Origin of the sequence: Cystobacter fuscus, from assembly GCF_002305875.1 — a bacterium.
Taxonomy (GTDB): Bacteria; Myxococcota; Myxococcia; order Myxococcales; family Myxococcaceae; genus Cystobacter; species Cystobacter fuscus_A.
The window spans coordinates 12,068,079-12,094,204 of record NZ_CP022098.1; the positions used below are offsets into that span (position 1 = coordinate 12,068,079).

The window sequence follows — 26,126 nt, forward strand, 5'->3', positions numbered from 1 at the left end:
ATGCCACCGACAACCCGGCGGGTCTCCCGGGCCCCTGGCTTTGCATGCGTCCCCGCTTCATGCCAGCGTGAACCACCCACCGCTCTCGTGCCCAAGCCCAAGCACATCGTCCAGACCTGGAGTCCCCTCGGCTCGGGGGCGGCGTTCGTGCTGCTGTATGGGCTCGGCACCTGGCTGGGCATGGGGCTGTCCCCCCAGGACGAGCAGCTGTCGGCCATCTGGCCCCCCTCGGGCGTGCTGCTCACGGCGCTGCTGCTGGCGCGCTGGCGCCACTGGCCCGTGCTGCTGCTGCTGGCCGTGGTCGTGGGGCCGTTCACGAGCATGCCCGGACACTGGCCCAACACCCGCACCCTCCTGATGTCCGCCTGCAACGGGCTGGAGGTCTTCGTGGGCGCCTTCCTCCTGCGCCGCTACGCGGGCCTCAACCCCTCGCTGGAGCGGGTGCGCGACGTGCTCGCGCTGCTGGCCGTGGCGCTCGTCAGCCCCGTGCTCAACGCCACCCCCGGCGTCACCCTGCTCGCGCTCCACGGGAAGATTGCCTGGGAGCAGTGGTGGGCGCAGTGGCGGGTGTTCTGGGTGGGCGACGCCATGGGCCTGCTGCTGGTGACGCCGCTGCTGCTCACCTGGGGCCAGCTCGACCAGGTGTTCTGGAGCCGCCCGCGCGCGCGGGAGTTCGCCGTGCTGCTGCTGGGGCTCGTCTCCACCCTGCACCTGGGCTTCCACTGGATTCCCCACGGCATCAGCCCCCACCACCCCATCACCTACACGGCCTTCCCCTTCATCCTCTGGGCGGCGCTGCGCTTCGAGGCCCGGGGCACCAGCCTCGCCCTGCTCGCGCTCGCCGCGGTGTCCATCCTGCACACCATCACCGGCAGCGGCCCCTTCGTCCTGGAAGCCCACGGCGCCGCCTCCTCCCGCGCGAGCCTCATCTACCTCCAGTCCTTCCTCGCGGTGATCGGCGCCTCGGGGCTGCTGCTCGCCGCGGCGGTGAGCGAGCTGCGGCGCGCGCGCGAGAAGAGCGAGCGGCTCAACGCGGAGCTGCGCGCGTCACTCGAGGAGCTGGCCGCCACCCAGCGCGAGCTCGTGCACCGCGAGCGCATGGCCGCAGTGGGCGAGCTGTCCGCCAGCGTGGCCCACGAGGTGCGCAACCCCCTGGGCGTCATCGCCAACGCCGTGGCCGCCCTCACCCGCAGCGCCCAGCCCGACGCCAACAGCACCACGTGGCAGTTGCTCGGCGCCATGGGCGAGGAGGTCGGGCGGTTGGATCTCCTCATCACCGGACTGGTGGACTTCGCCCGGCCCCTCGAGCCGCAGCTGCTGTTCCAGCCGCTGGGTCCGGTGGTGGAAGGAGCGCTGGAGTCCGCGCTGAGCGCCGAGCCCCGGCCCAGCACGCTCCAGGTGACGCGCGCGATGGATCCCTCGCTGCCCGACATCCCCCTGGATGCCCAACTCCTGCACCGGGCGCTCCACAACCTCTTCCTCAACGCCCTGCAGGCCATGCCCCAGGGCGGCTCGCTCCGGGTGGAGATGTCCCACCAGGTGAAACCGCCGGGCCTGCCCCACGCCCTCGTCTCCATCACCGACACCGGCCCGGGCATCCGCCCCGAGGTGATGCAGCGCCTCTTCGATCCCTTCTTCACCACCAAGGCCCTGGGCACCGGCCTGGGGCTGCCCATCGTGCGCGGCATCGTGGAGGCGCACCGCGGTCAGGTGGAGGTGAACAGCACCCTGGGGCAAGGCACCACCATCACCCTGCGCCTGCCGCTGTCCTCCACCTCGCGCGGCTTCACGACGACCCGGCTCCCCTCCCAGAAGGAAAACGACGTCCCTGCCCAGCCGGGAGCCGGCCCCCCTCCTCAGAAGGGAATGTTGTCGTCGTCGCCGCCGCCACCACCGCTGTAGTCGTCATCCCCGTGCGGGGGCGGCTCGTGCCCGCCTCCCCCGTCGCCGCCGCCCCGCTGCCGGGTGATCTCCGCTTCGATGGAGGCCAGCAGCGCGCGCTCGCGGTCGTGCCAACGCGACTTGCTCGGGTCGCCCAGCGAGCGCCGCGCGCCATTGGCGTAGTACTCCAGGTCCTGCATCGTCGCGCCCTGGATGGGCGCCCCCTTGCTGCGGCCATAGTTGGGGAACACCGACACGTCCCCGCCACCGCCGCCACCACCGCCGCCGCCCGAGGAATAGGCGCGCCGGGGCGCCGCCGCCGGAGCCGCGTCGGGCGACGAGCCGATGCTCATCTCCCCCAGCTTCAATGTGAAACCCTCACCGTTGCGGACCGCCGTCCCCACACGCACCTGTTCCACCCGCCCATCCGGGCGCCGCACTGCCACCGTCACCGGAAACTGATCGCTCATGCCCGCCGGAAATCACCCCTGGCCCGAGGTGTCAATGACTCGCCAGGGGGGCGAACCCCTCGCCACCCCCGCCGCCGGGCATCCGCGCGCTCAGTGCAGCGGCGCGACAGAGTCCTTCGCGCCCTTCTTGCGCACCCACACCTTGGGCTTGGGCGGCTCGGGACGCACGGGCGCGGCGGGAGCGGGCGCGGGAGCCTCCCCGCGCGCCTTCGAGGCCGCGCGGCCCCGGGGCAGCACCACCTCCGCCACGGACTGGGACGGAGCATCGTCCACCCAGCTCGCCGGGCGCCGGCCGCTCTTCACCAGCAGACGCAGCTTCTGGTAGTGCGCCGAGCAATAACCCTTCGAGCGCGCCGGACGCTTGCAGCCAATGACGGCGCAGCGACGGCCTCCCTCGCTCACGCGCGCGCTCGGGGCCTCGGCGGCGGCCCTGGCCGGAGGACGGCCCCGGGGAGCCGGCGCGGGGCTCGGAGCGGGCTCGGGCTTGTAGACGGGCGCCGCCGTGGTCGGCAGCGCGTAGCGGCTCGTGGGATAGGACAGGGGAGGCCGGGCGGGCGGCGTCGGAGCCGCGGGCGGAGGCGGAGGCGCGGCCTGCCGGGGCGCGGGCGCGGCCTGCCGGGGCGCGGGCGCCGGAGCGGGCGGAGGCGCCACGGGCTGCTTTCCCCGGCCCTGGATGGGAAGTCCAATGCCCGGCAGCGCCATCTGCAACGTCTGCATCCGCGTGGCCATGGGCGCCAGCCGGTGGATGATATCCACGATCTCGGCGATGACGCCCAGGCGCGCATCCATGCGCGCGATGGCCTTGTGCATGGGTGCCAGACGGGTCTTCAGCTCCGCCTGCACCATTTCCCGCAACGGTTTCTCGATCGACATACACGCCCATATGCCACCCCGGCGGCCCCACCGCCAGTCCGACCCGCCTTATCGAGTCACTCTGTCGACCCGGGCACGCCCTCCGGGCGAATCCTGCGGCACTCCCGGTCCTCTTGGGGCATGGTCCTGGCCCAAATTCAGGAGTCCCAAGACATGCCACACGATCCCACCGATTGGCTTTGCATCAACACCATCCGCACCCTCGCCATGGACGCGGTGGAACAAGCCCACTCGGGCCACCCGGGCGCGCCCATGGCGCTCGCCCCCGTGGCCTACCAGCTCTGGCAGCAGGAGCTGCGCTACGACCCCACCCAGCCCGTCTGGCCCAACCGCGACCGCTTCGTGCTCTCCAACGGGCACGCCTCCATGCTCCTCTACGCGCTCCTGCACCTCACGGGCGTGCGCCGCGTCACCGGCGAGGACTCCGTGGAGCAGCAAGTGGCCGTCTCGCTCGAGGACATCAAGAAGTTCCGCCAGCTCGACAGCTCCACGCCCGGCCACCCCGAGTACCGCTGGACGAGCGGCGTGGAGACCACCACCGGCCCCCTGGGGCAGGGCGTCTCCAACTCGGTGGGCATGGCCATGGCCAGTCAGTGGCTCGCCAACCACTTCAACCGCCCGGGCTTCGAGCTGTTCGACTACGACGTGTGGGCCATCTGCGGCGACGGCGACCTGATGGAAGGCGTGGCCAGCGAGGCCGCCTCCATGGCCGGCCACCTGAAGCTGTCCAACCTGTGCTGGATCTACGACAGCAACCACATCAGCATCGACGGCAGCACGGAGCTGGCCTTCACCGAGGACGTGGGCCGGCGCTTCGAGGCCTATGGCTGGCGCGTGCTGCGCGTGGCGGACGCCAATGACCTGGAAGCGCTCTCCAGCGCCTTCCGCGCCTTCAAGCAGGAGCGCGGCCAGCCCACGCTCATCATCGTGCACTCGCTGATTGGCTTTGGCGCGCCCAAGAAGCAGGGCACCGCGAGCGCCCACGGCGAGGCCCTGGGCGAGGCGGAAATCAAGGGCGCCAAGAAGAACTACGGCTGGCCCGAGGACGCGAAGTTCCTCGTGCCCGACGGCGTGCGCGAGCGCTTCGCCCAAGGCGTGGGCGCGCGCGGCCACAAGCTGCGCACCGAGTGGGAGGCGAAGCTCGCCGAGTACAAGAAGCAGCACCCGGAGCAGGCCGAGCAGCTCCAGCGCATGCAGCGGCGCGAGCTGCCCGAGGGCTGGGACAAGGAGCTGCCCACCTTCCCCGCGGACCCCAAGGGCCTGGCCTCGCGCGACTCCAGCGGCAAGGTGCTCAACGCCCTGGCGAAGAACTACCCGTGGCTCGTGGGTGGCTCGGCGGACCTGAACCCCTCCACCAAGACGTACCTGACGTTCTCCGGCCCCATGCGGCCCGGGGACCTGTCCGGACGCAACATCCACTACGGGGTGCGCGAGCACGCCATGGGCGCCATCACCAATGGCCTGGCCCTCAGCCGGCTGCGCGCCTACAGCGCCACCTTCTTCATCTTCAGCGACTACGAGCGGCCCGCCATCCGCCTGTCGTCCATCATGGAGATTCCCTCCATCCACATCTTCACCCACGACTCCATCGGCGTGGGCGAGGACGGCCCCACGCACCAGCCCGTCGAGCAGCTCGCCAGCCTGCGCGCCATTCCCGGCCTCATCGTGCTGCGCCCCGCCGACGCCAACGAGGTGACCGAGGCGTGGCGCGTCATCGCCCCGCTCACGCACCAGCCCGTGGTGCTCGTGCTCACGCGCCAGGCGTTGCCCACGTTGGATCGCACGAAGTACGGCCCGGCCTCGGGGCTGGCCAAGGGCGCCTACATCCTCGCCGACAGCGAGGGCACGCCGGACGTCATCCTCATCGGCACCGGCAGCGAGGTGCACCTGTGCGTGGAGGCGTACGAGAAGCTCAAGAGCGAGGGCATCAAGGCGCGCGTGGTGAGCATGCCCTCGTGGGAGCTGTTCGAGCAGCAGGACGAGGCGTACCGGGAGAAGGTGCTGCCCCGCGCCGTCACCGCGCGCGTGGCCGTGGAGCAGGGCGCGGCGTTCGGCTGGGAGCGCTGGGTGGGCCTGAGCGGCAAGGTCATTGGCATGCGTACCTTCGGCGCGTCCGCCCCGCTGAAGAACCTGCTGCAGAAGTTTGGCTTCAACACGGAGAAGGTCCTCGAGACCGCCCGTGAGGTGCTGAAGTCCGCGAAGCAGTAGTCCCCTCGGGGCCGCGGGGTGGCTCCCCCGCGGCCCCACCCCAACGCCAGACAGTCCCGTCCGGTCGCAGCCCGAGCGGACACCAGGGAAGCGACCGCCCCACGTCCGGGCGTGGCCCTCTCGCGCCTCCCATTGACGCCCACGCCCTCCCGACACAGGGCCCCGACCGGTCCGCGACGGGGCATCCACCCCGCCCCACTGTGACCCGTCCTGGCAACCTGTCCCCAGGTGCCATCGATGTAGGTCGTGAGGATGTTGTGTCGGGAGGAGACTGACATTGTGGTCTGAAGACAAGACAGACGCGCTCAGCCCCCGGGGCCTTCCCCTACCCGATTCGCTCGCGGACGCCGCTCATGGGTGATCTCGCGACAGTGCTCGAGGATCGGCGCGAGGAGTTGCTGCGCCGCTGGAGCGAAGCCCTGCACCGGAGCCTGCCGCGGGCCGCCCCTGGGGAGCTGCCCTCGCCCTCCGAGCTGTCCGAGTTGTTCCACGGACTGACTCGCGCGCTGGACGAACATCCCGCCTCCGGAGGCGCTCCCCCTCCGCCCTCCTGGCTCGCTCGGAGAGACACCCTCCCGCTCGCGCTCGCCGTCCATGAGTCGCTGGGCGAGGCGGTGACGGACCTGCTCCAGGAGGAAGGCGGCGTACTCACCCCGGGCGAGGCGCGCGTCCTCACCCGCTTCATCACCTCGGGCATCACGGCCGCCGGGACGCCGCGTGAGCGGCCCTCGCGCGACGCCGAGGGGCGACTGCTCCCGGAGGCCCTCCCCTCTCTCGACGCCCGCGGCGAGCACGAGTGGGAACGGCTGCTCGCGAGCGAGAAGGCCGCGCGCCAGGAAGCCGAGGAGGCCAACCGCCTCAAGGACGAGTTCCTCGCCACGGTGAGCCACGAGCTGCGCACCCCCCTCACGGCGATGCTCGGCTGGGTACAGGTGCTGCGCAATGGCAACCTGCCGCCGGAAAAGCACGAGCGGGCCCTGGAGACGGTGGAGCGCAACGCCCGGGCCCAGGGCCAGCTCATCGAGGACCTGCTCGACGTGAGCCGCATCATGTCCGGCAAGCTCAAGCTGGACGTGGAGCCCGTGGAGGTGAGTGACGTGGTGCAGCAGGCGCTCGACTCGGTGCGCCCCGCCGCGGACGCCAAGGGCCTGCGGTTGCAGACGGCGCTGGACTCCACCGGCCACGTCATGGGGGACGCGCACCGGTTGCAGCAGGTGGTGTGGAACCTCTTGTCCAACGCGGTGAAGTTCACCCCCAAGGGCGGGCGCGTCCAGGTCTTCGTCGAGCGGCGGGACTCGGCGGTGGAGATCACCGTGGCGGACACGGGCCCGGGCATCGCCCCGGAGTTCCTCCCCCACGTCTTCGAGCGCTTCCGCCGGGCCGACGGGCCCCTCTCCCGGAGGACCGGCGGACTCGGACTGGGCCTGTCCATCGTCAAGCAGCTCGTGGAGATGCACGGCGGCACCGTGGCCGCCTTCAGCGAGGGCGACGGCAAGGGCGCCACCTTCATCGTGCGCCTGCCCCTGTCCGTGGCCATGCGCCGCGAGGCCACCCTCCCGCCCTCGCTGCAACGCGCCTACCCGGGCATTCCCTGTCCGCCGGAACTCACGGGCCTGCGCGTGCTCGTCGTGGATGACGAGCAGGACACACGCGAGCTGCTGCGCACCCTGCTGGAGGAATGCCACGCCGAGGTGAGCACCGCCGCGTCCGTGGCCGAGGGCCTCGAGCGGCTCAAGGAGGAGCGGCCCGACGTGCTCATCTCCGACATCGGCATGCCGGGCGAGGACGGCTTCACCCTCATCTCCCGCGTCCGGGCGCTCCCCCCCAAGGAGGGCGGCCGCACCCCCGCCGTCGCGCTCACCGCCTACGCGCGCGTGGAAGACCGGACCCGGGTGCTGCTCGCGGGCTTCCACAGCCACGTGCCCAAGCCCGTGGAGCCCGTGGAGCTGCTCGTGGTGCTCGCCTCGCTGTCGGGCCGCTTCGGCGCCGCGAGGACCTGAACACGGGGGAGTCAACGCGGCGCGTCGGCCTGCGCGAGATGTTCGAGCAGCAGCGTGTTGATGCGTCCGGCGTGTTGAATGGTCACCCCGTGGGAGGCGCCGGGGAACTCCACGTAGCGCGCCCCGGGAATGCCCTCGCCGAGCACCCGGCCCAGGCGAGGAGGGGCGATGGGATCCTCCGTGGCGCTCACCACCAGGGTGGGCAGGCCCGCGAGCTCCTGGAGCCGGGGCGTGGAGTCATAGGCCCCCATGGCCGCCATCTGCCGCATCGCCACCGGGGGCGAGTCCGCCAGGTCATGGCCGAAGAGGTGCGCGAGGCGGCCGGCGAGCGCGTCGGGGTCCTCCTGGAGGAAGGCGTCGGGCGGCATCACCATGCGAAGGAAGGCGCGGCGGCGCCAGGCGCGCGGGCCCACGCGCGAGCGCAACCCCAGCCACATCATGCGGAGCGAGGGCACCGTCACATGACGGCCCCGGGCGAAGGTGCACAACAGGGACAGGCTGCGCACGCGCGCACGCTCGGTCAGCGCGAGGTGCTGGGCGATGAGCCCTCCCAGCGAGTGCCCGACGACGTGCGCCGAGTCCCAACCTTGCGCGTCCAGCAGGGCGCGGACGTCCTCGGCCATCTGGGCGACGCTGAGCGCGACGCCCAGGGGCTGGCTGCGGCCGAGTCCCCGGTTGTCGAACCACAGGCAGCGGTGGTGCGCCGTGAGCCCGTCGAGCTGGGGGCGCCAGGCCTCGCCCTGCACGGCCACGCCCTGGATGAGCACCACCGGAGTACCCGAGCCCTCCACGCCATACGAGAGACGGCAGCCCTGGTGCTCCAGCGACGAGATGCCAATCCCGGGGACGACTCCTGGCTCATCACGCATCGACATTCATCTCCTGGGTGACTCAATGACGGCCGGGTCGGTTGCATCTGGAACGAGCCACCTCAAATTGAGTGTCAAGGAGGGTGCCCTCATGCCCCGTGGAGACAAGAGCAAATACACCGACAAGCAGAAGCGCCGCGCCGAGCATATCGAGAAGAGCTACGAGCAACATGGGACGGACAAGAAGGAGGCCGTGCGCCGGGCCTGGGCCACGGTGAACGCCGAGTCCCACGGCGGAGAAAAGCCCGGCGGCTCCGGCTACGGCAAGCCCGAGACCCACCAGTCCTCCCGGCGCGGCGGTCAGCGCAGCATGTCCAAGCGCACCACCGCCCAGCGCTCCACCGCCGCCAAGAAGGCCGCGGCCACACGCAAGAGCAAGGCCGTCAAGCGCACCGCGGCCGCCAAGCGGGGAGCGGCCAAGCGCACCACCGCCAGGCGCGGCACCACCACCAAGCGCGCCACGGCGAAGCGCTCGAGCAGCCCGCGCAAGCGCTCGTGAGCCGCGGGAACACGAGGCACGTGGAGCACCCCGGACGCGCCCGGCTCAGCGAGGAGCCGGGCCGTGCATCCGAGCGAACGGGAAGGTGAGGTGCGCCCGGCGCGCTTCCCACTCGGGCCGCAAGAGACCCCAGACCTGTTGATCCTTACGCCGCCCCTCGATGAGGAAGTGCCCGCGCATCAACCCCTCCTGGGTGAAGCCGAGCTTGCGCGCCAGGGCCTGTGACGCGAGGTTGTCCTCCGCCGTGGTGAGCCAGACGCGGTGCAGGAAGGGCCAGGCGTCGAAGAGGCCCGCCACCACGCCCGCCACCGCGCGCGTGCCCAGCCCCTGCCCGTGAAAACCGCTCGAGAGCATGTAGCCAATCTCCACGCGCCCGTGGAAGCGCGACAGCTCCCGCGCGGACACCGTGCCGACGAGCCGTCCGTCCCACTCCACCATCCACCGGAAGCTCGTGGCCGTGGGGTGACCCAGGTCATGCGTCGCCGCCTGGAGCCGCTCGAGCAGGGACTCGCGCGACGAGGGCTCCAGGGGCACCAGCCGCCGGGAGACGGGCTCCTCGCGCAGGGCCCTCCACATGTCCACGTGCTCGGGCAGCGCGGGCACCAACCGGAGTTCGGGAGAGGTCATGGCCGGGCACCCTACTCCACCCCACCGAACAGGGCGGCCTGACGGGCAGCCGTTCGCTGCACGCGACTCGGGGACTCCGCACCTTCCGCCCAGCACGACAACAGGGAGGGAAGACACATGACGAAGACGAAACTTCTGCTGGCGGGGCTTCTCACGGGGGCGGTGGCGTTCGGGACCGCGTGCAAGACGGACACGGCCACCACGAGCCCGGAGCCGATGACGCCGGCCACGACCGAGGACGCCGGCACGGGTGGCACGGGCTTCGACACGCCCCAGCCCGCTCCGCTGCCCGATGACGGTATCCGCGAGCGCGAACCGGACGTGCACAACACACCCATCGACGAGCCCGGCACGGGTGGCTCCGGTCTGGAGCCGGACGGCATGACGCCTCCTCCGGACGCCATCGGCAACGAGCCCATCGACGAGCCGATGAAGACCACGCCGCCCATCGACTCGTCCATGGACGACGACGACACCATGACCGAGGACATGCAGCCCATGCCCAAGCAGTAGGCACACGGGCCGCGGGACCCGTCGGGCCTCCGGGCATCACTCCCCGGGGGCCCGTCGTGTCTGACGGGGAGCCCCTCAGCGAGGCGGCTTGAGGTGCTCGGGCAGGCCCTTCCCCTCGGGGGGACGCTCCATGCTGGAGCCAGGGGTGGGTGGCCGCAGCTCCGAGGGCAACCCGGACGCGGAGGCCGGTGGCGTTCCCGAGTCACCCGGACCGGGATCCACGGTGCCCGCGGGGCAGGCCAGCGACAACGACGACAGCGCGATCACGACGAGCCAGGGACGTCTCACGGTCAGCCTCGCTCAGTACCGGACCCAGATCTCGGTCCCGGGGTGGATCTGCTGGAGCACCTGGGTGTTCGGCTCCTGGGCGATGAGGCCGGAGATGTAGTCGCTGGGGCTGTAGGCGGCACTGCCCGCCCAGACGATTTGAGCGTCCTTGAAGACGCTCAGGTCATGCACGTGCTGCGTCACCGTGTACTTGTTCCACCCGGGCGTGCGCGACGGCACGATGACGAGGGAGGGCGCCGGCAGCTCGGTGGAGCCCTCGGCCAGGTGGCCGTGCTCGCCGGAGGTGCTCACCCACTCCGCGACCTTCTCGGTGCCGTCCGGCGCGCGGCAGGTCTGGATCGTCGGGAAGTACAGCGCGGTGAAGGGGGCATTGGGCAGGCTGGCGCGCAGGGTCACCTTGTAGAACTGGGTGTCCTCGGGCAGCACGCTGGCCTCGGGCTTCGTCCACGTCACCGCCTTCACCCGGCCCGTGTCATCCTTGGTCACCACGGCCCGGCCGAACGCCGAGTCCAACGGCCGCACGCCGCCCACGCCCTCGGGGATCCGCACCTCGATGCGGTAGGTGTCCAGGCCGTCGCAGCCATGACCCACCAGGAAGGACAGCTCCTGGGTGGTGGCCGCGATGGGCTGTGCCGTGGTGGACAGGCCGATATGGGCCTCGGCGGTGTGGCACAGCAGGAAGGCCGCGATGGCCGACAGCGTCCGCGATGAAACCTTCATCTGAACTCCTCCAGGCGACGGGCGAGGAGTGCCTTCTAGGAGCCGGCCCCCGTGCCCGGAATGAGACATGTTGTCGCACCATCCACGGCCAGACGTTTCCAGGCCGCGCGGGCCTCGTCCACGCCCACCGCGGCGAAGCGCACCGTCTCGCCGGGCCGGCGCGAGGCCAGCAGGCCCCAATCCGCGCGGATGACCACCGCGAGCACCGGGTAGCCCCCCAGGGTGGGATGGTCCGGCCCGAGCACGATGGGCTCACCGGAGGCGGGCACCTGGAGGGCGCCGCGCACCATGGGGCCCGACACGCCCGAGCCCGTGTCCGCATGGGCCAGGTGGGGCCCGCGCAGCCGCATCCCCACCCGATCGCTCGTGGGCGAGACCGTGAAGCGCCCCGAGAGCAACGCCTCCTGGGCCCCCGGATCGAAGCGGCCCGGCTCCGGCCCCCACACCACGCGAATCACCTCCCCGGGTGACTCGACGAGCTTCGGCGCGAGCCGCTCACTTCCCCCCACGCCCAGGGGCAACACGTCCCCGGGCCGCAGCATCCGACCCTCCCAGCCACCGAGCCGCGCCACCGGCAACAGGCCCCGCCCTCCGAGCACCTCGGGCACGGCGAGCCCTCCTTCCACGGCCACGTAGCGCACCACGCCCCGCTCGGGCGCGGACACGCGGAAGGACTCCCCGTCGGCCACCTGGAAGGCCTCGCCCCCCACCGACACCCACGCACTCCGGCCCGTCACCCGCAAATCCAGCCGCCCGTAACACTCGAGCGCCGCCGCGCTCCACGCGTTGCCCACCGCGCGGTTGGCCGCGGCGAGCCACTCCGGCACCAGCGCGCCTCCCGGCGGCACGCCCTGGTGCATGCGGCCCGGGCGGCCTCCGTCCTGCACGGCCACCGGCCCCCGAACGTCGAGCACCTCCAATCGCGCGTCCATTCAGTCCACCCGCTCGAAGAGCACCCGGTCCCCGAGCCGCAAACGCGCCCCGCTGCCGGGATGAAAGGGAGAAAAGTCCACGGCGGTGGCGATGAGGTTCCACCCCCCCGGCGAGGCGAAGGGATAGATGCCGGTGCGCCGCCCGGCGATGCCCACCGCGTGCTCCGGAACCACGGGCCTCGGCATGGCCAACCGGGGCACCTCGATGCGCGCATCCACCTCGCCCAGGTAGGCGAAGCCGGGCATGAAGCCCACCGCGCGCACCGTGTACTCGCACGAGGAATGCAGCAGCGCCACGTCGTCCACCGCCAGCCCCACCCGCTCCGCCACCGCCTCGAGGTCCGGCCCGTCGTAGCGCACCCGGACGATGACGAGGGGCCGCTCCTCGGGTGACACGAGTCGGCCCGCGCTCCGGCCCAGCACGCGCCGGGGCTCCTCCGGAGGCGCCGCCGGATCGAAGTACACGCAGGCATGCGCCTCGCCCACCACCACGTCCAGCACGCCCGGGATGGCCTGGAGCGCCTCCAGCACCCCGCGCCGCTCCAGCCGCTCGGGCAGCACGAGCCGCAGCGCCCCTTCACCCAGGGGCTCGGTGCGCATGGCCAGCACGTCCAGCACCGCGCGCACCTCGCGCGCCATCTCCACCGCGCCCGGCGAGTCCCCATGCACGCACAGTGTGTCCACCGCGCCGCCCAGGCTCAGGCGCAGCGCGTTGTCGCGCGCCACCCCGGGGTCGGTCAGCACCGCGCCCGGCTCGCCCCGGGGGATGAGCGACCCATCCGGCCGCGTGCCCCGGTCCGCGAAGCCCTCGCGCGCATAGGCGAGCCCCGCCTCCCGTGCCGCCTCGCGCAGCGCGCCCGTGGCCGGCCCCACGAAGACCGTCCCCGAGCCCAGTGCCTCCACCACCCCGTCCACCACGGCGCGGGCGAGCGCGGGGTCGCGGTTGGCCGCGTGGTACAGGGCGCCGTGCGGCTTGGCCGAGTACACGGGCACTCCCACCTCCGCGGCCAGGGTCGCCAGCCGGGCACACTGCGCGGCCACCTGGGAGCGCAGCAGCTCGGGGGCCACGGTGAGCTCCCGGCGGCCGAAGTGTTCCCGGTCCTCGAAGGAGGGATGCGCTCCGGCGCGCGTGCCGTGGCGCGCGCACGCCTCGAGTGCCCGGCGCATGGAGGCCGTGTCGCCCGCATGCCCTCCGCAGGCGATGTGGGCCACTTGCGCGTGGACGTAGAGCCGCTCGTCCTCATCCGGCAGCTCGCCCAGATCGATGTTCAGCAGACACTCCACCATGGCACCCCCGAACCGAGCCTGGCCGAGCCTAGCGCAGCCCGCCCCGCTCTCCGGCCGAGCAACCCCGAGAACCTCTTATGGGTGAACATCCGGACGGGCGCGTGGGCTCGAATAAAAAGACAGAGCCGCCGTCCGAGCCCGCGTTGCCGAGAAACGGCGACTCCCTTCCTTTACGACCTTACCCTCTCCAGGAGAATCCACCATGAAGCGCCTTGGCTCCGCAGTGCTCGCCGCCGTCCTCTTTTCCGCGGGGGCCGCCTCCGCCCAACCCCGCGAGCGCGCGCAGAACCGCCAGGAGGACCGGCAGAACAAGGCGGAGATGCGCGATGACCGCTATGACGTGCGCGAGCTGGAGGACGTGCTGCGGCGCTTCGACAGCGCCCAGGCCCGGCGCGACGAGGGCGCGATGCGCGACGTGGAGACGCGGCTGCGCGACCTGATGCGGGCCGAGCTGGCCGAGGGCCGCCAGGAGCTGACCGCGGACCGGCGGGAGATCCGCCGCGATGAGAGAGACCGGGGGGGGTGGGATGATCGCCGCGACCGGCGCGATGACGTCCGGGATGCCCGGACGGAGGCGGCCTCGATGTCGGCCCGCTCGTCCATCGCCCGGGAGCTGTCCTCGCTCGTGGGCAGCCGCAGGCCGGCCGACCTGCACCGCACGCGCACCCTCATCACCCAGCTCATCCAGATGGGGCGCCAGGAGATCCGCGACAACAAGCAGGAGATGCGCGAGGACAAGCGCGAGCGTCAGGAGGACCGCCGCGAGTGGCGCGATGACCACCGCCGCTACTGAGCCGCGCGCCCCGGTGTGAAGGGGGAAGACCCGACAGAACGCCCCCCGGGCCCGCTCCCGGGCTGACAGGCGGGCGACGCTTCCGACCCCGGTAGCGCCAGACAGGAGGGATTCTCCGCCAGGACCGGTATGGTGGAGCCCTCGCCCATGGCCCAAAAGACTTCCCTGCTCCAGATCCTCGCCAGTCCCCGCGCGTGGCTCCTCGTCGCGCTCGGCTTCGCCTCCGGGCTCCCGCTGCTGCTCGTGGGCGGCACGCTGTCGGCCTGGATGACGAACGAGGGCATCAACCTGAAGACGATCGGCGTCTTCACCCTGGTGGCCACGCCCTACACCTTCAAGTTCATCTGGGCGCCCTTCATGGACCGCTACGCGCTGCCCTTCCTCGGGCGCAGGCGCGGATGGATGCTGGTCACGCAGCTCGGGCTCATGGTCGCCATCGCCACCATGGGACTGGTCAACCCCAAGGACTCGCCCCTGGCCATGGCGAGCCTGGCGCTGCTCGTGGCGTTCCTCTCCTCCAGCCAGGACGTCGTGTCGGACGCGTGGCGCACCGACACCCTCTCCGAGGCCGAGCGCGGCTTCGGCGTGGCCACCTTCGTCATGGGCTACCGCTTCGGGATGATCGCCGCGGGGGCGGTGGCGCTCAGCCTCTCGCAGTTCATCGGCTGGCCGCGCACCTACTGGATCATGGCGGCGCTCATGCTCGTGGGCGTCATCGCCACGCTCGTCGCCGCCGAGCCCCAGGGCCAGCGTCCCCCCCGCACCCTCGCCGAGGCCGCCGTCGTCCCCTTCGTCGACTACTTCCGCCGGGACGGGGCGCTGCTCGCGCTGCTCTTCCTGCTGCTCTACAAGCTCGGCGACGCCATCGCCGGGGGCATGACCACGCCCTTCTTCCTCAAGATGGGCTTCTCCAACCTGGAGGTGGGCACCATCAGCAAGGGCGTGGGCATGGCGGCCACCATCGTCGGGGCGCTCTTTGGCGGCATGCTGCTCGCGCGCATGGGCCTGCGCCGCAGCCTCTTCGTCTTCGGCGCCCTGCAGGCCGTCACCAACCTCACCTTCCTCGCGCTGGCGCTGGTGGGCAAGAACCACGCGGTGCTCGCGCTCGCCATCTGCTCGGACAACATCTGCGGCGGCATGGCCACCACGGCGTTCGGCGCCTTCACCATGTCGCTGTGCAACAAGCGCTTCAGCGCCACCCAGTTCGCCCTGCTCTCGGCGCTGGCCAACTTCGGCGGACGCATGCTCTCGGCCACCTCGGGCTTCCTCGCCGAGGGCATCGGCTGGGCCGGCTTCTTCGGCCTCACCGTGGTGCTCGCCCTGCCCGCCCTCGTCCTGCTCGCCTTCCTCCCCGAGGGCATCGCCCAGCCCGTCGAGGAGCCGCCCCCCGCCTCTCCCCCCGCGCCCGCCACCGCCGCCTGACGTCCCTCCGCCCGCCTGCCCTCCCTGCGGGCACGATCGCCTGGTTGCTGGTGGGAAGAAGCCTGCCGAAGTTATGGGGACGGAGGCACGACCATCATGGCGAAACGCGAGACGCAGGCTCCCCCGAAGCAACCCGCCGAGGACATGTTCGGGCGTCCCATGAGCGCGCGGGACGAAGAGAAGTCCGACGCCGGACGTGAGGCACAAGGGGCCCACCAACTGCCCGAGCACGAGCGCAAGGCCCGGCCCGGCATGGAGGAGGAAGAGGAGGAAGCCGAGCGGGAGCGGGCCAGCGGAGGCGTGGGCGCGCTCCCCGATGGGGATGGGGTGCGCAGTGACCAGGGCACCAATCCGCTCCCCTCGAGCTATTGGGCGGCCTATGCGGATCAGAAGCCCGAGACGGACTGAGCCGTCCTCCCCTCCCCGCGAAGCGGATTGACACACGTGCGTGGCGGTCCATTCTCACCGCCCATGCGCGTTCATCATTTGAATGGCTCGACGCTGTGTCCGGTGGGCCGGGGCCTGCTGTTGGGAGACCCGAACGGGTGCCTGGTGTGCCACTGCCTGCTCATCGAGACGAGCGAGGGGCTGGTGCTGGTGGACACGGCCCTGGGGCTGGAGGACATCCAGGCACCCTCCCACCAGAGCGTGCGCCGGGGCATGGGCCCCATGGGCCCGAGGTGGAATCCCGAGCAGACCATGGCGCGGCAGGTGGAGAAGCTCGGCTTCCGGCGCGAGGACGTGCGCCACATCGTGCTCACCCACCTGGACCTGGACCATGCCGGAGGACTGCCGGACTTCCCCCAGGCGCGGGTCCACGTGTACGCGACGGAGCACGCGGCGGCCCGGGACAAGCGCGCCTTGCGCGAGCGCCAGCGCTACCAGGACGTGCAGTGGGCCCATGGCCCGGACTGGAAGCTCTACGAGACGACCCGGGGCGAGCCGTGGTTCGGCTTCGAGTGCGTGCGCCAGTTGGAGGGCCTGCCGCCGGAGCTCCTCCTCGTGCCGCTGGTGGGCCACACGCGCGGCCACTGCGCGGTGGCGGTGGACACGGGCGCGCGGTGGCTCCTGCACGCGGGCGACGCCTACTTCTTCCACGGGGAGATGGAGCCCACGGATCGCTGCCCGCTCGGGCTGCGCCTGATGCAGAGCGCCCTCCAGATGAAGGGCCCGGAGCGGCTGCACAACCGCGAGCGGCTGCGCGAGCTGGTGCGCACCCAGTCCGACCGGGTGCGGGTGTTCTGCGCCCACGACGAGAAGGAATGGCGCGCCCTGGCCGGGTAGCTACTTCTTCTTCGGCGGCGCGAAGCGCTCCAGGCTGGCCGCGAAGCTCTTGCGGTTCGGATTGAGCGAGGCGTTCATCCCCCGCTGCTCGCGCACCTGATCCGTGGGGGACTCGGGAGCGCCCTCCTGGGCCTCCTTGTCGAACTGATCCTGGCCGCTGTTCACCCGGCCCAGCGGCCGAGAGCCGTAGATGCGCCGATTGGGATCCCTGCCCGCCATGGACGACCTCCAGGTAAGGGGTTTCCGGAGAGCATAAGCCGGACTTCCCACCCCTTGCACCGCGCACCCACCTGTTTTCCCCTCGCCCGCCTTCCGGGCGGGCACGGCCTTGCTCCCGAGAGGTTTCCGAGCGATCACCCGGCCACCGGATTACCCTGCACGGGTCTCGCCCCTCCCCCATGTCTTCCTCGTCGACCGCACCGCTCGCCCCCGAGACGGCTCTGCTCCACGTCCCTCCGCTCGAGGAGACGCCCCTTCGCCGCGCGGAGCTGCGCCTGCAAGAACTCCTCGCGGAGATCGACGCCCTGGACGCGGAGATCGACGCGCTCGGGGGAGAACTGGAGCGCTTCGCCCGGGCCTACGAGGACACCCTCTCCGCCGCCTCCGAGACGGTGAGCCGCTCCGAGCGGCTCCTGCGCCGGCTGCGCCACCTCCAGGACGCCACCAGCGCCCTCATCCGCCTGTTGGAGCAGCCCCCACAGCCCCCCACCCCCGCGGACGCGCGGCACGCTCCCGCTCCCACCTCCCCGCGTGTGTCCACCCCTCCCCCGCCCGAGGACGAGGACGAAGACACCGAGGACTTCGAGGACGAGGACGACGCCCTGCCCGAGGGCGAGCGCTCCGCCGGAGCGGACTCGGGCGAAGGGGCCGAGGACGAGGCCGTGGATCTCAAGCGGCTGCGGCGGCGCCTGGCGCGGCTGCTGCATCCGGATCTCGCGCAGACGGACGAGGAGCGCGAGCGGCTGGACGGGCTCATGGCGCGCGTCAACGCGGCGTACTCGGCGGGGGATCGCGCCACGATGGAGCTGCTCGCCGCGCGGGTGGGGGCAGGCGAGCCCGAGGACACGCTCACCGAGGACGCGCGACTGGCGCACCTCGAGCGGCGCATCCAGGTGCTCTCCACGGCGGCCCACTCCCTGCGCGAGCAGCGCGAGCGCCTGCGCTCCACCGCCACCGCGCGCCTGTACGAGGAGGCCCTGCGCCGCGAGGCCGAGGGCCGTAACTACCTCACCGAGACGCGCGCCGAGATGGAGGAGGAAGTCCAGGAGCTCGCGCGGGATGCCCGCGCCCGAATGCGTCAGCTCGAGCGCGCCGCGCGCGCCCTGACATCCCTGAGGAACAAGCGCATGAACACGCTCATCAAGAGCGGCAAGGGCCGCAAGCTGCGCGTCTTCGATCCGGTGCTGGAGAGCCCCCTGGTGCGCCAGGGAGTGCTGCGCCTGGAGCGGCAGCGGGCCACCCCCGCCGCGAGGGAGCTCGCCCGCTGGCTGGAGGACGCCGTCACCCAGGAGCCCTGGCAGGTGGCCCTCACCCTCATGGCCTTCTTCGCCGAGTCGGCCGGCCGCCCTCCGCCGGGACTCGACACCAGCGACGCCTGGGCCGAGCGCTACGAGTTGCTGCGCGAGCTCGACATGCCGGAGGCGCCCCCGTTCGACGAGGCCCTCACGCGACTGCCGCGCCACCTGGAGCCAGGCCTGCGGGTGATGAAGAAGAAGAAAGAGGTGCACTTCGGCCTGCAACTGCGCGAGTCCGAGCTGCTCGCCGCCGTACCGCTGGCGCTCCAGCGGGCGGACGTGGCCGAGCGGGGCCGCTCGGTGCTGGCGGTGATCGGCCCGCAGGAGCAGTGCAAGCGCTGTGGCGAGGAGGTGCTGTTGCAACACCTGCTGCGCACGCGGGGGCTCGACGAGCGCCATGGCCAGCTCTGCCCACTGTGCGCCCATCCACAGAAGAGCTACTGGCTCTACAGCCGCACCGAGGGCCAGGAGGCGCTGCTGCCGCACGCGCTGCGGCTGGGCACGGTGGTGGAGCAGGCGGTGCGGCTGGCGCGCACGAGCGTGAGCTTCCAGATGCTGCCCGAGGAGCGCGAGGCGCTCACGGCGGCCCAGTTGCGCCAGCGCTTCGTGGACCTGTACCTGCAACCCTACGGCGTGGAGCTGGCTCCCGAGCACGTGCGGCTCGTGCAGGCGGGACAGGTGCTCGACGGCGAGGCACGCGTGGACCGGGGCGCCGTCACCCTGAAGCTCGCCCCCGAGGCGGGCCAGAGCGAGGCGCAACTGTTGGAGCTGTTGCGCTCACGCATCGAGCGGCGCTTCCGGCCCGACCCGGCCCGGTAGCACGCGCTACTGCTGCCGACCCTCGATGGCGCACAGGAGCACGGCCGTCGCGATGCCCAGACGGCGATCCAACCGCCGCGAGCGGTCCATCCCGAAGTCGAGCGAGATGCGCTGGATGAAGGGATTGAAGTGCTGGCGGAAGGAGAACACGGGCTCGTTGCTCACCCTGGCCGTGAAGGTCTGCGGCACGAGGTTGGAGAGGAAGCGGCGCACCAGGGCCAGCAGCATGCTGTCCTCCTGGATGAGGCCCACCTCCTGGTCGCGCGCGTCGAGGATGAGCCACTCGTCGCGCAGGATGGACTTGAGCCCCTTGCGGCGCAGCGCGCCCAGCTTCTCGCCCGTCTTCGCGTCCGTGACGTCGTACGTGGCGCTGATGTCGAGGATGTTGCGCGCCTTGATGGTGAGCACCTCCTCGTTCATGTCCTCGCTGGTGAAGACGCGGATGTCCTCCTTCAGCTTGAAGGCCTTGAGCTTCGAGTAGAAGAGGACCTGACCCGCCTCGTCGTAGATGTGGAAGGCGTCGCCGAAGATCTTGAAGAACTTGCGGCGGATGACGTAGCGGCTCTGGCCGAAGCGGCCGGAGGCCAGCTCACTGCTCGGACGAGGCTGAAGCGCGGTGCTCATGTGGTAACTCCCCCCTTGGGGTTCGAAACATGGAACCCCCTCTATAGCGTACCTGAGCAAGGAGTCCGACCCACCATGACCGCCCTCACCCTGTTGTGCCTCACGCTGTTGAGCGCCCCCCCGAACACGGGAGCGAAGCCCTCGGCGGCGCCCCCCGCCGCGGCCACGGCCGCGGTGAACGCGGTGTTGGACGACTGGCACCGGGCGGCGGCCCAGGCGGACGAGGCGCGCTACTTCGCCCACTTCACCCCGGACGCGGTCTACCTGGGCACGGACGCCACCGAGCGCTGGACCCGGGACGAGTTCCGCGCGTGGGCCCATCCCTACTTCGCCAAGGGCAAGGCCTGGGACTTCACACCCTCGTCGCGACACGTGAGCCTGTCCAGGGACGGCACCCTGGCGTGGTTCGACGAGGTGCTCGCCACGCCCAACCTGGGGCCCGCGCGCGGCTCGGGGGTGCTGGTGAAGGAGGCGGGGACGTGGAAGATCGCCCAGTACAACCTCTCCATCCCCATCCCCAACGACGTGCTCGACGACGTCAAGGCGCGCATCGAGCAGTACGAGAAGAACAAGGCGAAGCCGGGCAAGTAGCCTCGTCCCCGCCCGGCGCCGGCCCGCTCAGTCGTCGATGGGATCCGGGTAGACCTCTTCCTCGTCCTCGTCGTGGCGCGCGTGCTTGCCACCACGCGGAGGGGACGAAGGGGCCTCGGGGGCCGAGTCGGGCGCCACCACGTACCACTGCCGGCCCTGCTGCACGCGCTTGAGCAGACCATCGTGCTCCATGGCCGCCAGGAGCTTGGCGAAGGTGGAGAAGCCGTGGTCGCGCTCGTCGAAGTCCGGCTCCTTGCGCACGATGGCTTCCTTGATGAGGGACGGATTGACCGAGCCCGTGGCGCGCGAGAGCAACCGCTGCACCACCTCCAGGGCGATCTCCGGCACCTCCGCCTTGGCCCGGGACGAGGGGGCGGACGCGGACTCCTTGCCGTGCTTGCGGCCCTTGTCCTCCGAGCGCTTGTCCTTCTTGTCCTTGTCCTCGCGCCGCTCGTCCTTCTTCTCGTCCTTCTCCTTGTGGCGGGGACGCAGGTAGATGAACTCGTCGCAGGCCTTGACGAACAGGGGGCTGGTCGCCTCCTTCACACCCAGCCCGATGAGGGTGCGGCCATTCTCGCGCAGCTTGTAGGCGAGCGGGCAGAAGTCGCTGTCGCCCGAGGCGATGGCGAAGGTGTCGATGTGCTCGCGCGCGTAGCACAGCTCCAGCGCGTCGATGACCATGCGCATGTCCGCGCCGTTCTTGCCCGAGCGCGTGGAGGGGGGCACGTCGATGAGCTCGACGCCGAAGCCGTGCAGGTTGCCCTTGGCCTCCTTGAAGCGCGACCAGTCGCAGTAGGCGCGGCGGAACACCACCTTGCCGCGCTCCAGCAGGCGGTCCATGGCCGGCTGCAAGTCGAAGTTGTTGGGGGAGATCCCGGTGTTCGTCACCAGGTTCTCGAAGTCGAGGAACAGCGCGATGCGGTGCTCGTTGTCCAAATACGCCTCAGCGTTGGAAGAAGGTGCTGCAGAAGCGCTCGAGTCTCACGAGCGCGTCGGGCAGGTTCGTACGGCCCAGCCCCAGCCGGAAATGATTGCCCGGGAAGTCATACACGTCTCCTGGCAGGAGCAACACGCCTTCCTGCTCCACCAGTCGCTCGCAGAACGTCGCCACGGGAACGTCACTCCTCAGCCGGGGAAACGCCACGCTGCCGGCCCGGGGACGCACCCAGCCGAAATGTTCCGCGTACCTCGAGAAGAACCCCTCCACGCGCGCCAGGTTGTCCGAGACGATCGCCCGGCTGCGCGCGAGCACCCGCTCGCGCGCCCGGAGCGCCATCAGCGCCAGCACCTCGCTCGGCGCCGCGTTGCTGATGGTCGTGTAATCCTTGTACGCCGCGCACCGGGAGAGAATTCCCGAGTCCCGGCACGCCAGCCACCCCACTCGCAGGCCCGCGAGCCCATAGCTCTTGGACATCACCCCCAGGCTCACCCCCCGAGCGGACAGCTCCACCGCCGCGGGCAGGGTGTCGCGCGTGTCGTACTCCATGAGCCGGTAGACCTCGTCGGACAGCACGTACACGCCCCGCGCCTCGGCGAGCGCGAACAGCTCCCGCCACGTGTCCGCGTCCGGCAGCGCCCCCGTGGGGTTGTGCGGGAAGTTGACCACGAGCAGCTTCGTGTCCGGCCGCAGCGCGCGCTCCAGCTCGGCCAGGTCCAGCCGCCAGCCATCCTCCTCGCGCAGCCGCAGCAGCGTCACCTCCGCCCCCGTGGCCCGAGCCACCTCGTACAGCGACTGGTAGCCCGGCCACGTCACCACCGCGTGGTCCCCCGCCCCCAGGAGCACGTTCACCAGGATGAAGATCGCCTCCTGCGCGCCCGCGAACGTCAACACCTGATCGGGCCGCACCCCGGGGTAGAGCCCGGCCAGCTCCTCGCGCAGCACCGGCAGCCCCGGCGTCTCGGTGTAGCCCAGCGTCAACTGCTCCCAGCGCTCGCGGGCGTCCGCGTCCGCCAGCGCGAGCAGCTCGCTCATCCGCCACCCCTCGATGTCCGAGGAGCACAGCAGGTAGGGCGCGCGGAACTCCCACTTCGAGAAATACCGCTCCAACTTGAACTCGGGAATGCGCATACCCCCCGTGTTACCGCGCTCCGGGTGCTCGATGAACGGGAAGATGTGTGCGACACTCGGGCTCCCAACCGCTTCACCGCCATCCCCCCGAGAGAGAGGAGCTTCATCATGGGCGACTACCGTATCCGCTCCGGCGACACCCTGAGCAGCATCGCGCAGCGCTACAACACCAGCGTCGACGCCTTGATGAAGGCCAACACGCAGATCAAGGACCCCAACCTCATCCTCGCGGACGACAAGCTCAACATCCCGGGCGCCAAGGACGAGTTCGTGCAAGGGGGCCCCCAGGGCACCCTTCCGCCCGGCCAGCAGCTGCACGCGCAAGGTCCCGAGTCGGTGGAGGGCCCCCAGGAAATCGGAGAGATGCCCGAGGGCCAGGTGGGCGATTGGATCCGCCAGGCGACGGAGAAGCTCAAGGCGGCGGGCGTGCCCGTGGAGAAGATGAACCCCCAGGACATCGCGAAGATCATCCAGCACGAGTCCAGCGGCAATCCCAACGCCATCAACCTCTGGGATGACAACGCCAAGCGCGGCACGCCGTCCATCGGCCTGATGCAGACCATCCAGCCGACGTTCGACGCGTACAAGCTGCCCGGCCACGACAACATCCGCGACCCGGTGGACAACATCATCGCGGCGGTGCGCTACTCCATCGACCGCTACGGCTCGGTGTCCAACGTGCCCGGCCTCCAGTCCATGAACGGCGGCGGCGGCTACGTCGGCTACTGAGGCGCCCAGGGCCGCCCTCCCGAGCGGCGGCCCCCCTGGTTGGAGCCGCGAGGACACCGCTTCCCGGGCCCCCTCCATTGGCCCTTTCGCCACGGGTGCGATTTGGTGCTACGATATCCTCCATCGTGCTCCTTTTTGATTCACCCTTCGTTCCCAACAGGCCGCCCCCCCTCTCGAACCCGGGGGCCGGCCGCTTCCCACTGGGGGGCGGCATCGTCGTGGAAGACACGCTCTGGCCGCTGCTGACGGTGCGGTTCGGGGCGGGCCTCTCGGGCGAGACGTTCGACGCCTACCTGGACTGGCGTACCGAGTGCCTCCAGCGGTGTGAGCCGCACGTGAGCATCATCGACGCGCGCGCGGTGCCCATCCGCGTGGCCCCCTACCGCCAGCGCTACATCGACTGGCTGCGCGAGCACGAGTGTGCCCTGCGCGAGTGGATGATCGGCTCGGCGTACGTGCTCAACTCCCCGGAAGGGCACATGCTCGCGAGCCTCATCCGTCACGGGGCCGCGCTGCACACGCCCTTCGTCGTCACCCGCACGCTGCCGGAGGCGGCCACCTGGGCCGCGGGACAGTTCCAGGAGCGGGGGCTCGGCGAGGCCGCGCGGCGGGTGCGCGCCCACTACGCCCTGCCCACGAGTTGAGCCCGGCATCACTTCGGCGCTTGCCTCGGGAGCGCACGGCGGGAAGAGTGGCCGCCCACGCCCATTCCCCCACGCCCGGAGCTCCGCCATGTCGCCTTCCCCCACCCCGGTCATCGGCATCATCGGAGGCAGTGGCCTCTACCAGATCGACGGCCTGGAGAACGTCGTCTGGCGTGAGGTGAGCACGCCCTTTGGCGCGCCCTCGGACGCGCTGTGCTTCGGCACCCTCGAGGGCACGCCCGTGGTGTTCCTGCCGCGCCATGGCCGGGGGCACCGCATCGCCCCGTCGGAGATCAACTTCCGCGCCAACATCGACGCGCTCAAGCGCTCGGGGGTGACGGACGTGCTGTCGGTGTCCGCGGTGGGCAGCCTGCGCGAGGACCTGCCCCCGGGCACCTTCGTGGTGGTGGACCAGTTCATCGACCGCACCTTCGCGCGCACCAAGAGCTTCTTCGGCACCGGGTGCGTGGCGCACGTGTCCATGGCCCGGCCGGTGTGCTCGCGCCTGGGGGACGCGGTGATGGGCGGCTGCGAGACGCTCGGCATCCCCGCGCGGCGCGGCGGCACCTACCTGGTGATGGAGGGGCCCCAGTTCTCCTCGCACGCCGAGAGCGAGCTGTACCGCTCCTGGGGCTGCAGCGTGATCGGCATGACGAACATGCCCGAGGCCAAGCTCGCCCGGGAGGCGGAGCTCTGCTACGCGAGCGTGGCCATGGTCACCGACTTCGACTGCTGGCACCCGGGCCATGACGCCGTCACCGTGGACCAGGTCGTCGCGGTGATGACGGCCAACTCGGGCAAGGCGCGCGCGCTGGTGAAGAACACCGTGCCCCGGCTCGGCAAACACTCCGTGCCGTGCGTCCACGGCTGCCAGCGGGCGCTCGACCACGCCATCATGACCGCCCCCGACGCGCGCGACCCCGCCGTCCTCGCCCGGCTCGACGCCGTGGCCGGCCGGGTGCTCCGCCGCTGACGCTCGCGGGCCCTTCCGCTCCCAGTAAAACGGAAACACATGGATTAACCGGCCTTATCCGAAGTAGGAGGAGGACTCCCCGGCCTGCGCCGGGCATCCTCCTCGGGAAAGGGCCGGTATGCGTCTGGTTCGGCAGTGGGTGATTGGCTCCCTCGCGGTGCGGCTGCTGCTCGGCGCGACGGAGGCACGGGCGGACAGCTACGACAACGTGTGGATGGAGAGCCATTACATCTCCCAGTGTTCCTTCACGTCGGCCAACCCCACGGTGAAGAACATCTCCACCGCGGCGCCGGGCCATGGCGCCCTGAATGATTGGCGCATCGGCAATGGCAGCGCGGACGCGGTGGACCCGGGCACCTCGGCCATCGGGGCCATCGGCCTGCTGTATGGCCATCAGCGGCTGGTGGCCGCGGGGCGCAGCAACGCCGATCTGGACAACCGGGTGAAGACGGCGCTCAGCGGCTACTTCTGGAGCTGGGCGCGCAACCCGCAGAACCACGTCACCGAGACGGTCAACGGCGTCACCCGCGTGGGCTTCATGCAGCCGCCCACGGGACAGTTCGTCAACTACGACGTCAACGGCAACCGCACCAACTCGTTCCCCGGCGGGGCGGCCGCCACGGCCGAGGTGCTCATCGCCATGCGCAAGTACTGTCTGTATTCGCCCAATGGGGATCGGGCGAACTACCAGTCGGAGAACTATCTCCAGGCGCACCGGATGGCGGACTACGTCAACGCCCACCTGGGCTCGTGGACCATCGACCGCGCCTACGCCGTGGCGGCCTTCCGCGCCTTCTCGCACTGGGCCTCGGCGGTGGGCGATACCGCCACCGCGACCTTCTACGACAACCAGGCGAACACCGTCGCTGGCTGGCTCGCCAACGCGCAGGACAAGGGAAGCTGGGGCAACTACTACGCCTACCTCGATGGCGCCGGCAATGGCGTCTACAACGGGGGCATCGACCAGACGGGCTTCTCGCCCTACGAGTTCAGCGCGCGCGACCCGGGCGAGGCGTACGCGAAGAAGCTCGCGGACTGGTGGGAGACGGGCACGGCCTACAACGGCGTCCCCTTGAGCATCGCGAGCGGGCGCTACGCGGGCGGCGTGCACCAGTGGACCCCGCAGAATGGCACCGACACCAAGGTGTACCCGGGCTCCGCGCTCCAGCTCGCCGACGCGGAGTGGAAGATCGCCCGCGCCACGGGCAACTACCATGACCTGTATGGCGCGGCGTGGCGCCACTACAACTTCGCCGTGTCGGCCCTGAACTCGACGAGCGGCTCGGGCTGCTGGGTCAACAACACGTCCGTGGACGGCGTCCCCGGTGGGTTCGTCGACTGGGTGGACACCGCCACCGGAGCCCGACCCGTCGCCTGGCAGCGCTTCGTGGACACGAGCGCCTATATGATCATCGCCACCGAGCAGCTCGCCTTCTCCAACCTCGTGGACTGGAGCCACTGAGCGCTCCCTGGCCGGGCCGCCTGAATTCCACCAGAC

The 26,126-nt window shown here is 71.0% G+C and carries 27 protein-coding genes; 15 read left to right on the top strand and 12 right to left on the bottom strand.

Going from position 1 to position 26,126, the window contains the following annotated elements; translation table 11 throughout:
- The first annotated feature begins 87 nt into the window (after positions 1-87).
- Complete coding sequence (locus CYFUS_RS48965; protein WP_198316395.1) at positions 88-1,902, top strand: MASE1 domain-containing protein; 1,815 nt, start codon at positions 88-90, stop codon at positions 1,900-1,902.
- Here CYFUS_RS48965 and CYFUS_RS48970 read toward each other — a convergent pair.
- Both CYFUS_RS48970 and CYFUS_RS48975 read right to left on the bottom strand, forming a co-directional pair.
- A complete protein-coding gene (locus tag CYFUS_RS48970; protein WP_095991507.1) occupies positions 1,857-2,351 on the bottom strand; it encodes a hypothetical protein in 495 nt (164 codons plus the stop codon). The two genes, CYFUS_RS48965 and CYFUS_RS48970, sit on opposite strands and share 46 nt — an antisense overlap.
- A 90-nt stretch (positions 2,352-2,441) precedes the next feature.
- Entirely contained in the window at positions 2,442-3,224 is a 783-nt protein-coding gene (locus tag CYFUS_RS48975; RefSeq protein WP_095991508.1) for a hypothetical protein, read from the bottom strand.
- Between the two features lie 153 nt (positions 3,225-3,377).
- Here CYFUS_RS48975 and tkt point away from each other — a divergent pair, with 153 nt between their 5' ends.
- Both tkt and CYFUS_RS48985 read left to right on the top strand, forming a co-directional pair.
- Entirely contained in the window at positions 3,378-5,432 is a 2,055-nt protein-coding gene (tkt, locus tag CYFUS_RS48980; protein ID WP_095991509.1) for a transketolase, read from the top strand.
- 353 nt (positions 5,433-5,785) lie between these two features.
- A complete protein-coding gene (locus CYFUS_RS48985; RefSeq protein WP_095991510.1) occupies positions 5,786-7,432 on the top strand; it encodes a hybrid sensor histidine kinase/response regulator in 1,647 nt (548 codons plus the stop codon).
- A gap of 11 nt (positions 7,433-7,443) precedes the next feature.
- On the opposite strand, the gene CYFUS_RS48990 is transcribed toward CYFUS_RS48985, so the two are convergent.
- Positions 7,444-8,307, bottom strand: coding sequence for an alpha/beta fold hydrolase (locus CYFUS_RS48990; RefSeq protein ID WP_232537257.1), 864 nt, complete (start codon positions 8,305-8,307; stop codon positions 7,444-7,446).
- Positions 8,308-8,392: 85 nt separating this feature from the next.
- Here CYFUS_RS48990 and CYFUS_RS48995 point away from each other — a divergent pair, with 85 nt between their 5' ends.
- Entirely contained in the window at positions 8,393-8,800 is a 408-nt protein-coding gene (locus CYFUS_RS48995) for a plasmid stabilization protein (RefSeq protein ID WP_095991512.1), read from the top strand.
- 45 nt (positions 8,801-8,845) lie between these two features.
- Here CYFUS_RS48995 and CYFUS_RS49000 read toward each other — a convergent pair whose 3' ends face one another.
- Positions 8,846-9,427: a GNAT family N-acetyltransferase gene (locus CYFUS_RS49000; protein ID WP_095991513.1), complete on the bottom strand. Its 582-nt coding sequence runs from the start codon at positions 9,425-9,427 to the stop codon at positions 8,846-8,848.
- Positions 9,428-9,544: 117 nt separating this feature from the next.
- Here CYFUS_RS49000 and CYFUS_RS49005 point away from each other — a divergent pair, with 117 nt between their 5' ends.
- Positions 9,545-9,940: a hypothetical protein gene (locus tag CYFUS_RS49005; RefSeq protein WP_095991514.1), complete on the top strand. Its 396-nt coding sequence runs from the start codon at positions 9,545-9,547 to the stop codon at positions 9,938-9,940.
- Positions 9,941-10,015: 75 nt separating this feature from the next.
- Here CYFUS_RS49005 and CYFUS_RS49010 read toward each other — a convergent pair whose 3' ends face one another.
- From CYFUS_RS49010 to CYFUS_RS49025, 4 genes are read right to left on the bottom strand one after another with little or no spacing between them, the layout of a single operon-like run.
- Positions 10,016-10,228 carry a hypothetical protein gene (locus CYFUS_RS49010; protein WP_157759097.1) on the bottom strand — a complete coding sequence of 71 codons (213 nt, stop codon included), beginning with the start codon at positions 10,226-10,228 and terminating at the stop codon, positions 10,016-10,018.
- A 12-nt stretch (positions 10,229-10,240) separates the two neighbouring features.
- Positions 10,241-10,948: a YcnI family protein gene (locus CYFUS_RS49015; RefSeq protein ID WP_095991516.1), complete on the bottom strand. Its 708-nt coding sequence runs from the start codon at positions 10,946-10,948 to the stop codon at positions 10,241-10,243.
- A gap of 35 nt (positions 10,949-10,983) precedes the next feature.
- On the bottom strand, positions 10,984-11,880 hold the full coding sequence (locus CYFUS_RS49020) for a biotin-dependent carboxyltransferase family protein (protein ID WP_095991517.1): 897 nt from the start codon (positions 11,878-11,880) through the stop codon (positions 10,984-10,986).
- Entirely contained in the window at positions 11,881-13,167 is a 1,287-nt protein-coding gene (locus tag CYFUS_RS49025) for a LamB/YcsF family protein (protein WP_095991518.1), read from the bottom strand.
- A gap of 202 nt (positions 13,168-13,369) precedes the next feature.
- Here CYFUS_RS49025 and CYFUS_RS49030 point away from each other — a divergent pair, with 202 nt between their 5' ends.
- The 4 genes from CYFUS_RS49030 to CYFUS_RS49045 all read left to right on the top strand — a co-directional run bounded on the left by CYFUS_RS49030 (position 13,370) and on the right by CYFUS_RS49045 (position 16,666).
- On the top strand, positions 13,370-13,960 hold the full coding sequence (locus tag CYFUS_RS49030; protein ID WP_095991519.1) for a hypothetical protein: 591 nt from the start codon (positions 13,370-13,372) through the stop codon (positions 13,958-13,960).
- Between the two features lie 147 nt (positions 13,961-14,107).
- Positions 14,108-15,382, top strand: a complete 1,275-nt coding sequence (locus tag CYFUS_RS49035; protein WP_232537258.1) for an AmpG family muropeptide MFS transporter — start codon at positions 14,108-14,110, stop codon at positions 15,380-15,382.
- A 96-nt stretch (positions 15,383-15,478) separates the two neighbouring features.
- Positions 15,479-15,790: a hypothetical protein gene (locus CYFUS_RS49040; protein ID WP_095991521.1), complete on the top strand. Its 312-nt coding sequence runs from the start codon at positions 15,479-15,481 to the stop codon at positions 15,788-15,790.
- A gap of 63 nt (positions 15,791-15,853) precedes the next feature.
- On the top strand, positions 15,854-16,666 hold the full coding sequence (locus tag CYFUS_RS49045) for an MBL fold metallo-hydrolase (RefSeq protein ID WP_198316396.1): 813 nt from the start codon (positions 15,854-15,856) through the stop codon (positions 16,664-16,666).
- Here CYFUS_RS49045 and CYFUS_RS49050 read toward each other — a convergent pair whose 3' ends face one another.
- Complete coding sequence (locus CYFUS_RS49050) at positions 16,667-16,885, bottom strand: hypothetical protein (RefSeq protein WP_095991523.1); 219 nt, start codon at positions 16,883-16,885, stop codon at positions 16,667-16,669. It lies immediately after the preceding gene.
- Positions 16,886-17,064: 179 nt separating this feature from the next.
- On the opposite strand from CYFUS_RS49050, the gene CYFUS_RS49055 reads away from it, so the two are divergent.
- Entirely contained in the window at positions 17,065-18,999 is a 1,935-nt protein-coding gene (locus tag CYFUS_RS49055; RefSeq protein WP_095991524.1) for a molecular chaperone DnaJ, read from the top strand.
- 6 nt (positions 19,000-19,005) lie between these two features.
- Here the strand turns inward: CYFUS_RS49055 and CYFUS_RS49060 are convergent, their stop codons facing one another.
- Positions 19,006-19,623, bottom strand: a complete 618-nt coding sequence (locus CYFUS_RS49060) for a hypothetical protein (protein ID WP_095991525.1) — start codon at positions 19,621-19,623, stop codon at positions 19,006-19,008.
- Positions 19,624-19,698: 75 nt separating this feature from the next.
- Between CYFUS_RS49060 and CYFUS_RS49065 the strand changes: the two genes are divergently transcribed.
- Positions 19,699-20,214 (top strand): nuclear transport factor 2 family protein, encoded by a 516-nt coding sequence (locus CYFUS_RS49065; RefSeq protein WP_095991526.1) that lies wholly within the window; start codon positions 19,699-19,701, stop codon positions 20,212-20,214.
- 27 nt (positions 20,215-20,241) lie between these two features.
- Here CYFUS_RS49065 and CYFUS_RS49070 read toward each other — a convergent pair whose 3' ends face one another.
- Entirely contained in the window at positions 20,242-21,150 is a 909-nt protein-coding gene (locus CYFUS_RS49070; RefSeq protein ID WP_095991527.1) for an NYN domain-containing protein, read from the bottom strand.
- A gap of 7 nt (positions 21,151-21,157) precedes the next feature.
- Positions 21,158-22,282 carry an aminotransferase class I/II-fold pyridoxal phosphate-dependent enzyme gene (locus tag CYFUS_RS49075; protein ID WP_095991528.1) on the bottom strand — a complete coding sequence of 375 codons (1,125 nt, stop codon included), beginning with the start codon at positions 22,280-22,282 and terminating at the stop codon, positions 21,158-21,160.
- 108 nt (positions 22,283-22,390) lie between these two features.
- Here CYFUS_RS49075 and CYFUS_RS53670 point away from each other — a divergent pair, with 108 nt between their 5' ends.
- The 4 genes from CYFUS_RS53670 (at position 22,391) to CYFUS_RS49095 (ending at position 26,090) form a co-directional block, all read left to right on the top strand.
- Positions 22,391-23,011, top strand: a complete 621-nt coding sequence (locus CYFUS_RS53670; protein ID WP_157759098.1) for a LysM peptidoglycan-binding domain-containing protein — start codon at positions 22,391-22,393, stop codon at positions 23,009-23,011.
- A gap of 218 nt (positions 23,012-23,229) precedes the next feature.
- Positions 23,230-23,655 carry a hypothetical protein gene (locus CYFUS_RS49085; RefSeq protein ID WP_157759099.1) on the top strand — a complete coding sequence of 142 codons (426 nt, stop codon included), beginning with the start codon at positions 23,230-23,232 and terminating at the stop codon, positions 23,653-23,655.
- An 88-nt stretch (positions 23,656-23,743) separates the two neighbouring features.
- The gene (locus CYFUS_RS49090; protein ID WP_095991531.1) at positions 23,744-24,628 is read left to right on the top strand and encodes an S-methyl-5'-thioadenosine phosphorylase; all 885 of its coding nucleotides are present in this window, start codon (positions 23,744-23,746) and stop codon (positions 24,626-24,628) included.
- 118 nt (positions 24,629-24,746) lie between these two features.
- Positions 24,747-26,090: a hypothetical protein gene (locus tag CYFUS_RS49095; protein ID WP_095991532.1), complete on the top strand. Its 1,344-nt coding sequence runs from the start codon at positions 24,747-24,749 to the stop codon at positions 26,088-26,090.
- The last annotated feature ends 36 nt before the right edge of the window (positions 26,091-26,126 follow it).

Coding starts and splice junctions, on each gene's coding strand:
- CYFUS_RS49055 (WP_095991524.1), top strand. CDS start 17,065: ATGTCTTCCTCGTCGACCGCACCGCTCGCCCCCGAGACGGCTCTGCTC.
- CYFUS_RS49015 (WP_095991516.1), bottom strand. CDS start 10,948: ATGAAGGTTTCATCGCGGACGCTGTCGGCCATCGCGGCCTTCCTGCTG.
- tkt (WP_095991509.1), top strand. CDS start 3,378: ATGCCACACGATCCCACCGATTGGCTTTGCATCAACACCATCCGCACC.
- CYFUS_RS49075 (WP_095991528.1), bottom strand. CDS start 22,282: ATGCGCATTCCCGAGTTCAAGTTGGAGCGGTATTTCTCGAAGTGGGAG.
- CYFUS_RS49060 (WP_095991525.1), bottom strand. CDS start 19,623: ATGAGCACCGCGCTTCAGCCTCGTCCGAGCAGTGAGCTGGCCTCCGGC.
- CYFUS_RS49020 (WP_095991517.1), bottom strand. CDS start 11,880: ATGGACGCGCGATTGGAGGTGCTCGACGTTCGGGGGCCGGTGGCCGTG.
- CYFUS_RS49045 (WP_198316396.1), top strand. CDS start 15,854: ATGCGCGTTCATCATTTGAATGGCTCGACGCTGTGTCCGGTGGGCCGG.
- CYFUS_RS49035 (WP_232537258.1), top strand. CDS start 14,108: ATGGCCCAAAAGACTTCCCTGCTCCAGATCCTCGCCAGTCCCCGCGCG.
- CYFUS_RS49005 (WP_095991514.1), top strand. CDS start 9,545: ATGACGAAGACGAAACTTCTGCTGGCGGGGCTTCTCACGGGGGCGGTG.
- CYFUS_RS48985 (WP_095991510.1), top strand. CDS start 5,786: ATGGGTGATCTCGCGACAGTGCTCGAGGATCGGCGCGAGGAGTTGCTG.
- CYFUS_RS49040 (WP_095991521.1), top strand. CDS start 15,479: ATGGCGAAACGCGAGACGCAGGCTCCCCCGAAGCAACCCGCCGAGGAC.
- CYFUS_RS49090 (WP_095991531.1), top strand. CDS start 23,744: ATGTCGCCTTCCCCCACCCCGGTCATCGGCATCATCGGAGGCAGTGGC.
- CYFUS_RS48990 (WP_232537257.1), bottom strand. CDS start 8,307: ATGTCGATGCGTGATGAGCCAGGAGTCGTCCCCGGGATTGGCATCTCG.
- CYFUS_RS49095 (WP_095991532.1), top strand. CDS start 24,747: ATGCGTCTGGTTCGGCAGTGGGTGATTGGCTCCCTCGCGGTGCGGCTG.
- CYFUS_RS48970 (WP_095991507.1), bottom strand. CDS start 2,351: ATGAGCGATCAGTTTCCGGTGACGGTGGCAGTGCGGCGCCCGGATGGG.
- CYFUS_RS49025 (WP_095991518.1), bottom strand. CDS start 13,167: ATGGTGGAGTGTCTGCTGAACATCGATCTGGGCGAGCTGCCGGATGAG.
- CYFUS_RS49050 (WP_095991523.1), bottom strand. CDS start 16,885: ATGGCGGGCAGGGATCCCAATCGGCGCATCTACGGCTCTCGGCCGCTG.
- CYFUS_RS48975 (WP_095991508.1), bottom strand. CDS start 3,224: ATGTCGATCGAGAAACCGTTGCGGGAAATGGTGCAGGCGGAGCTGAAG.
- CYFUS_RS49000 (WP_095991513.1), bottom strand. CDS start 9,427: ATGACCTCTCCCGAACTCCGGTTGGTGCCCGCGCTGCCCGAGCACGTG.
- CYFUS_RS49065 (WP_095991526.1), top strand. CDS start 19,699: ATGACCGCCCTCACCCTGTTGTGCCTCACGCTGTTGAGCGCCCCCCCG.
- CYFUS_RS49030 (WP_095991519.1), top strand. CDS start 13,370: ATGAAGCGCCTTGGCTCCGCAGTGCTCGCCGCCGTCCTCTTTTCCGCG.
- CYFUS_RS48995 (WP_095991512.1), top strand. CDS start 8,393: ATGCCCCGTGGAGACAAGAGCAAATACACCGACAAGCAGAAGCGCCGC.
- CYFUS_RS53670 (WP_157759098.1), top strand. CDS start 22,391: ATGGGCGACTACCGTATCCGCTCCGGCGACACCCTGAGCAGCATCGCG.